Annotated in this window: 14 protein-coding genes; 7 read left to right on the top strand and 7 right to left on the bottom strand. The window is 68.6% G+C overall.

The window, feature by feature from the left end; translation table 11 throughout:
* Positions 1-292: 292 nt before the first annotated feature.
* The 3 genes from QFZ26_RS13860 to QFZ26_RS13850 are packed head-to-tail and all read right to left on the bottom strand — an operon-like array spanning position 293 to position 2,158.
* Positions 293-1,327, bottom strand: coding sequence for a zinc-binding dehydrogenase (locus tag QFZ26_RS13860; RefSeq protein WP_307043073.1), 1,035 nt, complete (start codon positions 1,325-1,327; stop codon positions 293-295).
* 48 nt (positions 1,328-1,375) lie between these two features.
* Positions 1,376-1,774, bottom strand: a complete 399-nt coding sequence (locus QFZ26_RS13855) for a (R)-mandelonitrile lyase (protein ID WP_307043071.1) — start codon at positions 1,772-1,774, stop codon at positions 1,376-1,378.
* 18 nt (positions 1,775-1,792) lie between these two features.
* Positions 1,793-2,158 carry a cyclophilin-like fold protein gene (locus QFZ26_RS13850; protein ID WP_307043070.1) on the bottom strand — a complete coding sequence of 122 codons (366 nt, stop codon included), beginning with the start codon at positions 2,156-2,158 and terminating at the stop codon, positions 1,793-1,795.
* Positions 2,159-2,424: 266 nt separating this feature from the next.
* Here QFZ26_RS13850 and QFZ26_RS13845 point away from each other — a divergent pair, with 266 nt between their 5' ends.
* The 3 genes from QFZ26_RS13845 (at position 2,425) to QFZ26_RS13835 (ending at position 4,865) form a co-directional block, all read left to right on the top strand.
* The gene (locus tag QFZ26_RS13845) at positions 2,425-3,303 is read left to right on the top strand and encodes a helix-turn-helix domain-containing protein (protein ID WP_307043068.1); all 879 of its coding nucleotides are present in this window, start codon (positions 2,425-2,427) and stop codon (positions 3,301-3,303) included.
* A 57-nt stretch (positions 3,304-3,360) separates the two neighbouring features.
* Positions 3,361-3,930 (top strand): sugar O-acetyltransferase, encoded by a 570-nt coding sequence (locus QFZ26_RS13840; RefSeq protein WP_307043066.1) that lies wholly within the window; start codon positions 3,361-3,363, stop codon positions 3,928-3,930.
* A 365-nt stretch (positions 3,931-4,295) separates the two neighbouring features.
* Positions 4,296-4,865, top strand: coding sequence for a dihydrofolate reductase family protein (locus QFZ26_RS13835; RefSeq protein ID WP_307043064.1), 570 nt, complete (start codon positions 4,296-4,298; stop codon positions 4,863-4,865).
* 93 nt (positions 4,866-4,958) lie between these two features.
* On the opposite strand, the gene QFZ26_RS13830 is transcribed toward QFZ26_RS13835, so the two are convergent.
* The 3 genes from QFZ26_RS13830 to arr form a co-directional block, all read right to left on the bottom strand.
* Positions 4,959-5,861 carry an SDR family oxidoreductase gene (locus QFZ26_RS13830; RefSeq protein ID WP_373460722.1) on the bottom strand — a complete coding sequence of 301 codons (903 nt, stop codon included), beginning with the start codon at positions 5,859-5,861 and terminating at the stop codon, positions 4,959-4,961.
* Positions 5,862-6,278: 417 nt separating this feature from the next.
* Positions 6,279-6,449: a hypothetical protein gene (locus QFZ26_RS13825; RefSeq protein WP_307043060.1), complete on the bottom strand. Its 171-nt coding sequence runs from the start codon at positions 6,447-6,449 to the stop codon at positions 6,279-6,281.
* A gap of 41 nt (positions 6,450-6,490) precedes the next feature.
* Positions 6,491-6,901 (bottom strand): NAD(+)--rifampin ADP-ribosyltransferase, encoded by a 411-nt coding sequence (gene arr, locus QFZ26_RS13820; RefSeq protein WP_307043058.1) that lies wholly within the window; start codon positions 6,899-6,901, stop codon positions 6,491-6,493.
* 89 nt (positions 6,902-6,990) lie between these two features.
* On the opposite strand from arr, the gene QFZ26_RS13815 reads away from it, so the two are divergent.
* Genes QFZ26_RS13815 through QFZ26_RS13800 form a run of 4 tightly spaced genes read left to right on the top strand, consistent with a single transcriptional unit; the run spans position 6,991 to position 9,492 of the window.
* Complete coding sequence (locus QFZ26_RS13815; protein ID WP_307043056.1) at positions 6,991-7,239, top strand: MoaD/ThiS family protein; 249 nt, start codon at positions 6,991-6,993, stop codon at positions 7,237-7,239.
* Between the two features lie 15 nt (positions 7,240-7,254).
* Complete coding sequence (locus tag QFZ26_RS13810; protein WP_307043054.1) at positions 7,255-8,535, top strand: molybdopterin molybdotransferase MoeA; 1,281 nt, start codon at positions 7,255-7,257, stop codon at positions 8,533-8,535.
* Entirely contained in the window at positions 8,528-9,004 is a 477-nt protein-coding gene (gene moaC / locus QFZ26_RS13805; protein WP_307043052.1) for a cyclic pyranopterin monophosphate synthase MoaC, read from the top strand. Before QFZ26_RS13810 ends, moaC begins: the two co-directional genes overlap by 8 nt.
* The gene (locus QFZ26_RS13800) at positions 9,001-9,492 is read left to right on the top strand and encodes a MogA/MoaB family molybdenum cofactor biosynthesis protein (protein WP_307043051.1); all 492 of its coding nucleotides are present in this window, start codon (positions 9,001-9,003) and stop codon (positions 9,490-9,492) included. The genes moaC and QFZ26_RS13800 overlap by 4 nt, the downstream gene beginning before the upstream one ends.
* A 12-nt stretch (positions 9,493-9,504) precedes the next feature.
* Here the strand turns inward: QFZ26_RS13800 and QFZ26_RS13795 are convergent, their stop codons facing one another.
* Positions 9,505-13,107, bottom strand: a complete 3,603-nt coding sequence (locus QFZ26_RS13795; RefSeq protein ID WP_307043049.1) for a LamG domain-containing protein — start codon at positions 13,105-13,107, stop codon at positions 9,505-9,507.
* Positions 13,108-13,345 lie beyond the last annotated feature (238 nt).

Genomic DNA, 13,345 nt, shown 5'->3' with positions numbered 1-13,345 from the left:
CCACTCGAGGCCGTTACGTGATTGGCGGGAGTGGCAAGCCGTCCCTCGGCGAGACGCGCCGAGGTCCGGCAAGCGGATCCGCTTGCCGGACGTCCGCTGCGGAACGACGTCCGGACACGCGAACCCGGTCTCGGGAACCCCGGTCTCGGGAACCGCCACCGTGCAGTTCGACCCCGGTCCTGTCCCGAAATCGGTCGTTTGGAAGCGTGGTGTGCAGCGTCGGGAACCGCGTCGGCTCTGTCGAGGGCCGTCGGTGACTGGTCGACGGAGGTAGCGGCTCGGGCTCACAGGGCTAGGGGCGGATGAGTACCTTGAGCGCTTCGCGAGAGTCCATGAGGCGGTATGCCTCAGCGATCTCGGCGAGCGGGAGTTCGCGATCGAACACCTTGCCGGGGGCGATGACACCGTCGAGCACCTGTGGCAATGCGGCCTCGAGGTAGGCGCGGATGGTGGCTGGTCCGCCGGTGAGGGTGGCGTTCTTGCCGAATAGCGATGCGAATCCGACCGGGGCGTCCTGGTACTGCGGAACGCCGACGCGGGAGATGACGCCGCCGGGGCGGACGATGCCGTACGCCTGCTCGTAGGCGAGCATGTGGCCGACCGCTTCGAGTACCACGTGCACGCCTTCACCACCGGTGATCTCGAGGACTTTGTCGATGCCCTCCTCGCCGCGCTCGGTGATGATGTGGGTGGCGCCGAACTCGCGACCGAGATCGGTGCGGGCCTCGTGGCGACCCATGAGGATGATCGTTTCAGCGCCGAGCTGCTTGGACGCGAGGACGGCCGACAGCCCGACCGCGCCATCGCCGATCACGGCGACGGTCTTACCCGCCTCGACCCGACCCTGATGCGCAGCGTGGTGGCCCGTGAGGTAGACGTCGGAGAGCGTCAGCAGCGAGGGCATCAGTGCTTCGTCGGTGCCCTCGGGGATGACGACAGCGGTGCCGTCCGCCTGGGGTACGAGCAGCTTCTCGGCCTGCGTGGCTGAGGGTGCCCCGTCGAAGAACCCGCCGTGGACGCAGGATGTCGTGATCCCGTCGCGGCAGAAGGTGCACGTGTTGTCAGACCAGGCGAACGGGACGATGACCGTGTCGCCGACCGAGAGGCGTGCGACGTCCGAGCCGACCTGCTCGACGACGCCGATGGCCTCGTGGCCCATGCGGCGCCCCTCGGGAGTCGCCTGGAGGTCATGATACGGATGGAGGTCCGAGCCGCACACGCACGCGTACGTCACGCGGATGATGGCGTCGGTGGGCTCCTTCAGAACAGGGTCGGGTACTTCCTCGACGCGGACATCGCCGGCGTCGTACATCAGAGTTGCTCGCATGAGCCTTTCCTCTCTCGTGCTTGTACCTCTTGGCGTTCGGGTCTGACCTCAGCGGGATCCGTACTCGGTGTCGGTGACGTGGGCGCCCCACTGCGCGCTGTCCTCGCTCTCGGGCGTTTCCCAGAGCGCGAGATGCGTCATGAAACTGTCGGGGGCGGCGCCATGCCAGTGCTCTTCGCCAGGAGGGGTGTACACGGTCTGGCCGGCATGGACCTCGATGACCTCTTCACCTCTCGCTTGCACGAGCGCGGTGCCCTCCATGATGCGGAGGGTCTGCCCGAGCGGGTGCGAGTGCCAGGCGGTGCGGGCGCCTGGGGCGAAGCGGACGAGGCCAGCGCTCAGTCGTTGGCCGGCGTCTTGCGGGGCGATGACCTGGTCGAGCCAGACGTCGCCGGTGAACCACTCTGGCGGGTTCTTGACTGTCGGTGTCCGGGCGAGGATGCGCATGAGTGACCTTCTTTCGTGTCATTGGGTGGTGATGGTGACGGTGAACGGGCCTGACAGCGCCTTGATCGCCGCGACGTCATCGAAGGTGCCGAGACGAGCAATGCCGTTCCAGTAGCCGACGTCGCCGTAGTAGAGGACCAGGTTCCCGCCGGGAGCCCAGAGTCCGATGTCGCCGATCTCGGGGTCAGCGCCCGTGGGCATGCCGTCCATTGACGGAGGTGAGGCGAGCGTGGCGATCTTCTCCACCGAGTTGAAGTCGTCGAACGTCAGCGTCAGCGGCAACTGCTGCGCGAGAGCGTTGGCTGCCGGGTTGTCGTGCAACGTCGCCGTGATGACCTGGTCGTCGATGGTCAGAGTGATGGGGGTGCCGTTCGAGTCGGGCATTGAGTCTCCGGTCGCGGAGGGGGTCGGTTCGGGGACTGGGCTGGTCGATCCGGGCGCCGGCACGAGCGTGGGACCGGCAGGCGCGGTGCTCTCGCTTACCGCACAGCCGGTGAGGGCGAGCACGGCAGCAAGCATCGTCGCGGGGAGGTGACGTCGGATCAGCACCTGCTCAGTCAAGCCGCGGCACGCGCGCTGTGGGAGTCCCTGGCGGAGGGTGTACCGGCAGTGCATCCCTCGCCCGGGTGCACAGTTCTACTGTGGGTTGCATGGACAACCGAGCCGAGGTGCGCGAATTCCTCATGTCGCGTCGCGCGCGGATCTCGCCCGCCGACGTCGGGCTCCCCGCCGGCACGAATCGGCGCGTCGTGGGCCTCCGCCGCGCAGAGGTCGCGATGCTGGCCGACGTCAGCGTCGAGTACTACGCGAAACTCGAACGCGGCGACATCGCAGGCGCATCAGCCGGTGTGCTCGAATCGCTCTCGCAGGCACTGCGTCTGGATGAGACCGAGCGGATGCATCTCCACGACCTTGCACGCGCCGCAGACGGAGTCCCCGTATCCGGCCGCGCTCGTCGCCGCGCGACAGCTCAACAACCCGCACGCCCCGGACTGCAGAGAACGCTCGACGCGATCACCGGCGGGCCCGCCTTCGTCCGCGACCGACACCAGAACCTGCTCGCCACGAACAGGGTCGGGGCGGCGTTCTATTCGCCCGTCATCGGCACCAGCGGTCGCGTGCCAAACCTGGCGCGGTTCCAATTCCTCGATCCCGCGTCCCGCGACTTCTATCCCGACTGGGACCTCTTCGCCCAGATGTGTGTGGGCATCATGCGCGTGGAAGCAGGCCGCAACCCCCACGACCGGGCGCTACAAGACCTCGTCGGAGAGCTCACAACCAGGAGCGACACGTTCGCCAGGCTGTGGTCAGCACACGACGTCCGGACGCACGGCACCGGTACGAAGCGCTTCCACCACCCCGTCGTCGGCGACATCACCCTGCACTACGAGGAACTCGCCCTCACATCCGAGGACGGACTCAGCCTCCTCGTCTACACAGCCGAGCCCGGATCGCCATCCGCCGAACGTCTCCAGCTCCTCGCCAATTGGACCAGCGACGCGACGGCGCCCGCAGCGCCGCCCAAATGATCCGGCGCGGCGAATACGCGCCGGCTCCACCATCCACAGCACTGAAGGGGGGCGAGCATGACGCTCACAGAGCTACTTGCCGCGCTCGATGCGGGTGAGACCATCGTCGGCGGCTCACCTGCACATGCCGTCATGCTCGAGACGAGCCAGGAGGCGCTACGCGTCACCGGTGAGCTCAACTCCGGCTATCACGAACCAGCGCGCATCCGAGAACTCCTCGCGCGGCTGACAGGCGCGCCCATCGATGACTCGGTGACGCTCTTCCCGCCGTTCACGTCCGACTTCGGCAGGAACATCTCCCTCGGTAAGCGCGTCTTCATCAATTCCGGCTGCCGCTTCCAGGACCAAGGCGGCATCACAATCGGCGACGACTGCCTCATCGGTCACAACGCCGTGATCGCCACCCTGGAACACGACATCGCACCGACCCGCCGTGGCGACCTCATGCCATCGCCGGTCGTCATCGGCCGCAATGTCTGGCTCGGGGCCAACGTCACCGTTCTCCCCGGGGTCACAATTGGCGACGACGCCGTTGTAGGCGCCGGATCCGTCGTCACCAAGGATGTCCCAGCCCGCACTATCGTGATCGGGTCCCCCGCGCGCGTCGTGCGCTCCATCGGCGAATAGCTCCGCTCAGCTCACTGATCAGGCAGGCCTCGGGAGCTGTGCCGCGGCTACCCGAAACCATCGACTCCCGCGCTCCACGATACGAGCGGGCCCACGTGTTAGCGGGATCGTTGAGCGCCGGACGGATGAAGAAGCTCGCCGCTGCGCGCCCTTACCTCCCCGACTCAACTTCCGCGCAGCGATTGCGCGGTAAAGGGATCCGCTGCGGACGTCCGCTTGCGGACCGGTCATCGGCTCGAGCACCGGCCACCGACGCACGACGGCGTTAAAGTAGGTGCGATCGGGGCGCCGATGAGAAATGGCGCCGGCAATCGTCTGCGTACGGTCCGGTGAACGCGGGGCGTGCATCAAGGGAGAGCAAAGAGATGAGACCACTTCGATACTCGATCAACGTCACGCTCGACGGCTGCTGCCATCACGAGGCAGGGCTCCCCCCAGACGAGGAGTCGATGCGCTACTGGACCGCTGAGATGGAGCGAGCCGATGCCCTGCTATTCGGCCGGGTGACCTACGAGATGATGGAGTCGGCGTGGCGGAAGCCGCCCACGGGCACGTGGCCTGACTGGATGGATGAGTGGCAGATCCCGTTCGCCGAGACCATCGACCGGGCGAAGAAGCACGTCGTGTCGAGCACGCTGGGCGGGGTCGATTGGAATGCCGAGCTGGTGCGAGGCGACTTGGGGCAATCGGTTCAGCGGCTCAAGCAGGAGCCAGGCGAGGGCCTGTGGGTGGGTGGCGTGACGCTCCCCCTGGCGTTGGCAGACCTGGGACTGATCGACGAGTACGAGTTCCTTGTGCAGCCGGTGCTTGCCGGACACGGGCCGACGTTGCTCGCCGGTCTGCGCGAGCGCATCGAGCTCGAGCTCGTGGATCGCCATGAGTTCCGGTCGGGGGCGGTCGCCCTGCGATACCGGCCCACGCGAGTTGCGGCTTGACGTGATTTGTCCTGGCACGTTGGCCGCAGCGACGTCAAGCAGTGGCGAGGCCCCAGCGTCGACACGACCGACGATTCGCCTGAGGTCTGGGGCTCAGAAGACGGGCTGGCCGCCGGTGACACCCACGACGGTGCCGGTGACGTAGCTGGCCTCGGCCGGGGAGGCGAGGAAGACGTAGGCGCCGGCGAGCTCGGCGGGCTGACCGATCCGGCCCAGCGGCGTGTCCTTCCCCATGCTCGCGACCGCCTCCGGCTCCTTGGTGGCCGGCTGGAGCGGGGTCCAGATCGGGCCTGGAGCCACGGCGTTGACGCGGATGCCCTCGGGACCCAGCTCCTGTGCAAGGTTGGCAGCGACGTTGTTGAGCGCGGCCTTTGTCGCGGCGTAGTCGATCATCGAGACGGATGGTTCGTAGGCCTGCACCGAGCTGGTGATGATGATGGAGTCCCCACGCCCCAGATACTCGAGTGCGGCCTGACTGACCCAAAGGGTCGCGTACAGGTTCGTGCGCACCACTCGGTCGAGTTGCTCGGCGGTGAGGCCCTTGAGGCCCTTCTCGCCTCGCGCCCAGTGGTAGCCCGCGTTGTTGACCACGATGTTGAGCCCGCCCAGTTGTGTGGCAGCGCGGGCCACGACATCGCGGCAGGTCTGTTCGTCCCGCAGGTCCCCTTCGACCAGGACGGCTGTGCGACCTGCCTTTTCGATCCACGTCGCGACCTCGCGGGCGTCCTCCTCCTCGTCCGCCAGGTAGTTGATCGCGACATCGGCGCCCTCCCGGGCGAACGCGATCGCGACGGCCCGGCCGATCCCCGAGTCGCCCCCGGTGATCAGTGACTTGAGGCCCTCGAGTCGACCGCGCCCCACCCATGAGGACTCCCCGTGATCGGGCACCGGGTGCATCTTCGACGTCAGGCCGGGGGGCGTCTGCTGCTGCTCGGGCATCCCGCCCTCATCGTCGGTCATCGACCGCGCGTGCTGTGCGATGGGCGCTTCGGGCATCGTGAGCTCCTTCGATCAGTGTGTTCGGCGGCTTACGCACGTCGAGCGTAGGAGAACGGGCCCTCCCTGTCTGGCCCAAGACTCGGACGACCTCAGCGAGTAGACTTCGGTGCTCGCATGCCGATCCGCCCGATGGGCGACCGGGGCGTGAGGAGTCGCTCCTGTTCCCGCCTGAGGACCGGCACCGGGAGCGATGGCCTGAGCGCATGACCGGATTGCGAAGCGGATGCCTGCGGGCTTGGCACACGACACCCCGGCGTCGGGCGGGGACGGCGATAGCTCAGCTGGTAGCGCTCATACTCACCGTCATCGTCGGGATGAACTCGCTCTCGTGAACGAGCACGCCCTCGGCGACGAGCTTCAGCATGGAACGCCTTCCCCTTGGTGGTCGTTCGATCTTGCGGACGCCGCAGGTCGTCAGTCGGGATGCCGGCTGTGGTCTTCGACGTCGGGTTTCGCCCGCAAGACGTCGGCGATCTCTTCCTCCGGGCGCGGCGGGACCGTCTGGTCGGCCTCGAGCTCTGGGATGGTCGGCTCATCCGGACCGGGAACGTGCTCCGGCGAGGAGCTCTCATTCTGCGCAGACACGGCGCCTCCTTCGGTGGGGCAACATTCCGGCGGATGCCGATTCAGTTGATGATCTCGCCTCGCTCGTCGGCGCGGAGCGCGGCGAGCCGTTCCCTCCACGCCTCGAGGGCCTCGGGAGTCTGTCTCGTCCAATCGGTGATCTCGCCGACGATTCGGAGCGGGGCACTGCTGCGGTAGGAGCGGGTGGGGTTGCCGGGGAACTTCTTGTCGGTCACGTTCGGGTCGTCCTCGAACGGACCGGTCGGCTCAACGAGGTACACCCGCGGAGCACCGTCACCGGTCGCGAGTTCCGCGGCGAGTCCGGCACCGTCGCGAAGAGCGGTGAAGTAGATGTGGTTCATCACGACTTCTGGACGATAATTCGAGCGGAAGCCCGCCGTCAGGAGATCGCCGCTCCGCAGATCGGCTTTCGTGCCGTGAAAGAACGGCCCCTCGTCCAGTGCTTGGCCCACGGCGACAGCCTAGGCGGATTTGTTCGCACGCACAGCGGGCGCCGGACCGGATCTGCGAGCTGTGTTCTGCCGCGGGGTAGCATCGACGCATGACGCTCGTGACCGTGCGGTACTTCGCGGCTGCCGCCGAGGCCGCGGGCCGCGAGGAGGAGCGCCTCGAGTTCGGCGACGACGCCACGCTCGGCGCACTCCGCGAGGAACTCGTCACCCGCTATGGCGCGCCCATGGAGCGAGTGCTGCGGTCCGGCTCGTTCCTGGTGGACGGCGCCGTTCGGCGCGACCAAGCCCACCAGCTCGCCGCGAGCGTCGACATCCTGCCGCCGTTCGCCGGCGGCTGACGTCGAAGGAGGGGCATGCGCACGTTCGCCGAGCACCAGCACGCGGTCCGCGAGCTGCTGCAACCCGTGAAGGCCGCCTTGGCCGAGCCCGCGGGATTCGAGGTGCTGCCCATACTGCCCGTACTCGAGGCCGACTCACCGCTCGGCCGCGTGCTCGCGGTCGACGTGCACTCCCCCGGCGACCTGCCCGCCTTCGCCAACTCGCAGATGGACGGCTACGCCGTGCGATCGGCCGAGCTCGCCGGCGCCCGCCCCGGCGCGGCGATCACCCTGCCCGTGGTCACGACGACCGCGGCCGGCGACCCCGTGCGCCGCCACGCCCCGGGCACCGCGTCCCCGGTCATGACGGGCGCCGCGATTCCAGAGGGCGCCGACGCGGTCGTGCCGATCGAGCAGGCCGATCCGCCGCGGTTCCTCGGACTCGACGGCGGCGAGCGTGAGGCGCCGGCCGGGGCATCCGTCACCTTCGACCACCCCGTCGAACTCGGCGCATTCGTGCGGGAGGTCGGCTCCGACGTTGCTCGCGACGCCGTGCTCCTGCCCGCCGGAACCCGGCTCGGGCCGCCGCAACTCGGCACGCTGGCGGCTGCCGGCGTCGTCGCCGTCACGGTGCGGCGGCGCGTCTCCGTGCTGCTCATCTCGACCGGGCATGAGCTGCGTCCGCCGGGCACGCCGCTCGCACCGGGCCAGATCCACGACTCGAACACCGCCATGCTCGGCGCGGCCCTTCGCGAGTGCGGCGCGGTCGTGCACGAATCGCTCGCCCCCGACGAGGCCGACGCGGTGCTGACGGCCCTCGAGGCATCCGCCCCCCGTGTCGATCTCGTCGTGACGACCGGCGGGGTCAGCGCCGGCGCCTTCGAGGTCGTGCGCGAAACCCTCGCGCCGCTCGGCGTCGAGTTCGTGAAGGTCGCGCTCCAGCCCGGCGGCCCGCAGGGTCTCGGACTCGCGTCGCTCCGAGCCGGCGCCGTGCCCGTCGTGTCGTTCCCGGGGAACCCCGTGAGCGCGCTCGTCTCGTTCGAACTGTTCCTGCGGCCGGTGCTGCGGGCCTTCGCGGGACTCACGCCCGATCGCGCACGCGCGACCCTGCGGCTCGCGCACGACGTGACCTCGCCGATGGGCCGCCACCAGGTGCGTCGCGGTGTCATCGACGGCAACGGCGACGTCGAGGTCGGTGCGCCGAGCTCGCACCTGCTGCACGCCTACGCCAACGCCACCGTGCTCGTGCACCTGCCTGTGGGAGTCGACGCCCTGCCGGCCGGCTCCCACGTCGATGTCTGGAGGATCGATGACTGAACCCCGCCTCACCCACCTGCGCGACGACGGCTCCGCGCACATGGTCGACGTGACCGACAAGGCCGTGACCCGCCGCACCGCGAGCGCACAGGCCGTGCTCGTCACGAGCGAAGAGGTCGTCGCCGCGATCGCCGATGGCTCGCTCCCGAAGGGCGAGGCGATCGGCACCGCGCGCCTCGCCGGCATCATGGCGGCCAAGCAGACCTCGACGCTCATCCCGCTCTGCCACCCGCTGCCGCTCACGAAGCTCGACGTCGACATCACTCCGCAGGGCGATCGCGTGCTCGTCGTCGCGACCGCCACGACGAAGGGCGTCACGGGTGTCGAGATGGAGGCGCTCACCGCCGCGAGCGTCGCCGCGCTCACGCTCTACGACATGATCAAGGCCGTCGACAACCGCGCAGTGATCACCGACATCATGGTGCTCGCCAAGGCGGGCGGCAAGAGCGGCGACTGGTCGCGCGGATGACCCGGCGCACCGCCGTCGTCATCGTCGCGTCGACCCGCGCAGCGGCGGGTACCGCCGTCGATCGCACCGGACCCGTGATCGCCGCGTGGCTCGCCGAACACGGCTTCGACGTCACCGGCCCGCTGGTCGTGCGCGATGGCGCCGATGTCGCCGCGAGCCTTCGGCGTGCGCTGGGTGACCACCCCTCGCTCATCCTGACGACGGGCGGCACCGGACTCTCACCGAGCGATGCGACCCCTGAGGCGACCCGCGAACTCCTCGACCGCGAGGTGCCCGGGTTCATGGAGGAGCTGCGACGGCGTGGTCTGGCCTCGACGCCCAACGCGCTCCTGACCCGCGGATACGCGGGGGTCGCGGGCACGACGTTCATCGTGAACCTGCCGGGTTCCCCCGGCGGCGTGCGCGACGGGCTCGGCGTGCTCGGCGGCGTAGTCGACCACGTGCTCGACCAGCTGGCCGGGGGCGACCACCCGTCATCCGTGCCCTGAGGCATCCCTTCTCTAGAGCGCTCCGACCTCGGCGGCGGTCAGCACACGTGGCCAGAGGCGGACCTGTCCGACGGCCGCCTTCAGCAAGCTCCCGCCGTTCTGGTCCCGGCCGACGCGCAACGGCAGGTTGATGCACGTGTTGGTGAGCGCCGGCCGTTGCCCGCTCCAGGTCGAGACTCCGTTCTGATACACGGTCAGCAGGCCCGCCGTGTCGAGGGTGACGACCAGGTCGACGAACACACCGGTCGGCACCTGGGCGCCGCCGGTCACGGTCTGGGTGCCGCTCGCGATGAACCGGACGTGGTTGTCAGGGGTCAGGTCGATGAGGACGCCGGTCGCTCCGGACCCGACCGGGATGTAGTCGACGAGCCGTCGGTAGCTTCCTGAGGAGTCGACGCGAACGTGCGCTGAAGCAGTGAGCGCCGTCAGGTTGCTGCCCAAGTTCACCTTCGACACCGACTCGATCGATTGGCTGCCGGTCAGCACGAGCGCGGGCCCGTCTGCGTCGGACGTGTAGGTGGGCGTGCCCAGCACGGTGCCCGGCCGGTAGTAGCCGGATGCGTCGGGCACGCTGGTCCCGCTTTGCGGGCGCCAGTCCACCAGCGGGTCGGGCCCGATGGTGGGCCGGCACTGCTCCGTCGAAGGTGTCGCGGCGTTGGATGTGATCTCCGCGCCGGACAGGGCGCGACCCCAGACCCGCACCCGGCCGACCGCACCCGCCAGGCTGCTGCCACCGTTCTGGTCGGCACCGATCCGCAGCGGCAGGCTGGCACAGCCCCCGAACGGCTGTGCTGCGATCGACCCGGTCCAGCTGACCACGCCATTCTGGTACACGGTCAGAGCGCCAGCGGCATCCAGCGTGACGGCCAAGTCGACCATCGCGCCGGTGGGCACGACTGCGCCGGTGATGACGGAGACCCCCGCCCCGATGAATCGGACGTGATTGTCGGGGCTCAGGTCGATGAGGAAGCCGGTCGATCCGTTCCCGCCGACGTTCTGGTAGTCGACCAGGCGTCGATAGCCGCCGGCTGTGTCGGTACGGACCTGGGCCTGCACGGTCAACGCGGTCAGTGGGCCGAAATTGACCTTCGTGCCCGACGTGAGGTAGCGGCCCCCGTTGAGCACGAGCGCTGGGCCGCCGATGCCCTGTGTATAGGTGGCGTTGCCGTGCAGGTGGGCATCCCGCCGACTGCCAGAGGTGTCGATGACCTGCGACTGCGTCCCGGTCGCCGGGTTCCAGTCCACCAACGTGGTGTCACCGACCACGGCCGCGCAGGCCTCTGCACCGAAGGTGACCTGGGAACGGGCATCGGCCGCGATCTCCAGCGACGTGAGCGCCCGGTCGTGGATGCGGGTGCGTCCCATCTTCCCGGTCAGCCGGGATCCACCGTCCTGGTCGGCGCCGAACCGCAGCTCCAGCCCCGAGCCCGCCCCGATCGGCGCAGGAGCGCCCTGTTCGCTCCACGCCACGGCACCGTTGAGATACACGCGCAGCAGCCCCGAGGCATCCAGCGTCACAGCCAGGTGCACGAACTGGCCGGTGGGGAGCGTGACCGGGGTCTGGACGACCCGGCCGCCGCCGGCGAAGCGAACCTGGTTGCTCGGGTTCACGTCGACCATGAACCCGGTCGACCCGTTGTTCCCAACGGATTGATAGTCGATCAACCGCCGTTGGCTTCCCGTCGAGTCGATGCGCACCTGGGTCTCGGCGGTGAACGACGTCATCGCACCCAGGGCCGGAGCGGGCGCTGAGACATAGCGGGTGCCATCCAGTACCAACGCCGGGCCCGTGGGGCCACCGAAGTAAGATGCCGAACCGCCCTGAACCGCCCCGTCGACGTGACGACCGGAGGCATCGAGCACAGTGCTGCCCGAGCTCGGAATCCAGTCCACCAGCCCGCCTGCGGGAACGCCTGCACCCGGGTCCAGGCCGATGGTGCGGGATCCCAGGTGCTTGGCTGTCAAGGCACGTGCGCCGTCGACCTGCGCGAACGTGAACCCCGAGAGCGGATCCGCGGTGCGTTCCACGACCACGCTGCCGCCCTCAGTCAGCGGGATCGTCATCGTCGTCGCAGTCGTCGGCGCCACGACCTGCGTGCCCGTCGATCCGTCGATCACCCGGATCTCCTGACCTGCCCACGGGTTCCGCACGGTGATCGTGTCGTCCTTGGCCGCCTCGATGCCGACCACCGTCGGCACTCCACCGCGGACCTGGACACTCACCCGGTGACCACCCTGGATCTGCAACGCACCGTCGACATCCCAACCCGCGGGCCATGCTGCCGGAGCCCTGACGAGGCCGTCGTAGGACTGCACCAACGCTTCCTGCACGCCGCTGGCGACGACCCACTGCCACTCGCTGTAGAACGCTGAGGCCGCACTTCCCGCATAGTCGGCGAACCCGTTCGGAAAGACCTGGAACTTCTTGGTGCCATCGACGAGCAGCGTCTTGACCTGATCCGACAATCCGACCCGCGCAGCCTGCGTCGAGGCCATGTCCCAGTCATAGGACTGCCCGTAGATGCGGTTGGTGAACGTGTCTCGAGCGAGCGTGGTGTCGGCTCCCCCGGTGTCGCCGTACAACCCCCACGGCCAGACCGGCTCGACGTCGGGGTTCTCCTTGTTCTGCGACCCGCCGTCGGTGTCCGACCATGCGAGAACGGTCTTGCTGTTGCGGATGACCGTGCGGAACGGCGGGATCTGCGGGATCGCCGCGGCGATCTCGTCGGCAAAGTCGTCCTCCCCGCGTTGGGCCGCCAGTTCCTCGACCAGCGGGAACAGCACCCTCATCGCCGCGAGGTCCGTCGTCGGATCGGTGACGTCCCACTGGTTCTCCCGGGCGTTGGCGTGTTCGATGTGCCGGAAGCCGTCGACAGCGACCGGCGCACGCCACAGGTAGAACCGCACCACTTCTGCCAGGAAGGGATAGCTCTCGTCGAGGAACGCCTCGTCGTCGGTGTAGAGGTACTGCAACCACATGTTGTACGCGGCCTCGGGCCCGGTGGACAGGATGCGAGTGACGTACCCGAAGCCCGCGCTGCTGTCGCACTGGCGCTGCGTGGCGGAATAGTCGCCGGTGCCGTTGAAACGCATCACCTCAGGGACGCAGATGCCCGAGCTTCCCGGCATCTTCTCTGCGGTGAGCGTCTGCCGTGTCTCGAAGTTGTCGTGGTACAGGTTGAAATACGGCTCGTTGAAGTCCGCCATGTTCGCGGCGAAGTTCGCCGACGTCTGCATTCGCATGTTGAAGTGCCAGTACGACGCCGCATCCCACAGACTGGCGTCCTGGAACGCGGAAAGCAGGTTGGCGATACCGCCGTGGGTCGCCGGCAGCGTCGAGCGCGAGGTGGCGGCCGTCGTGTACATGCCGAGCGCACGCTGGTTCTCGATGTACTCGCCTGACCCGTCAGTCGAGGTGATCTTCATCGGGGACACCCCGCCCCAGAAGGCGTGCCACCACGCCAGGTGCGCAGCAGCGAACGATCCGCCATCACCGTCGGCGGCGCCCGTCAACGCCGCTGCGGCAGCCGCATCCACCGCGCCGCCCGTGTAGTTCGGCGAGCCCACCACCACCCGGAAACTGCCGTCGGTTCGCGGCTTGAACTTCACCTGCACCGTCAAGGAGTCGACCATCGAAGCCACGACATCCCGGCCCGCCGCGGTGACCGCGGCCAGCGTGCCGAATGTCTGGCCCGAACCCGTATCTGCGAAGGTCTCACCAAGGGCGGCGATCGCCCCCGACGCAGTGCGCACCGGGGTTCGACCCGACCACAGCTTCACGCTCACGGTCTGCTCGACCTCGGGATCGGCACCCGTCACCTCGACCACGAACTGGTCGCCATCGGCCTTGACG

It is taken from the genome of Agromyces ramosus, assembly GCF_030817175.1.
GTDB lineage: Bacteria > Actinomycetota > Actinomycetes > Actinomycetales > Microbacteriaceae > Agromyces > Agromyces ramosus_A.
The sequence above is the reverse complement of the archived record's forward strand: the minus strand, read 5'-3'. Positions and strand labels throughout refer to the sequence as shown.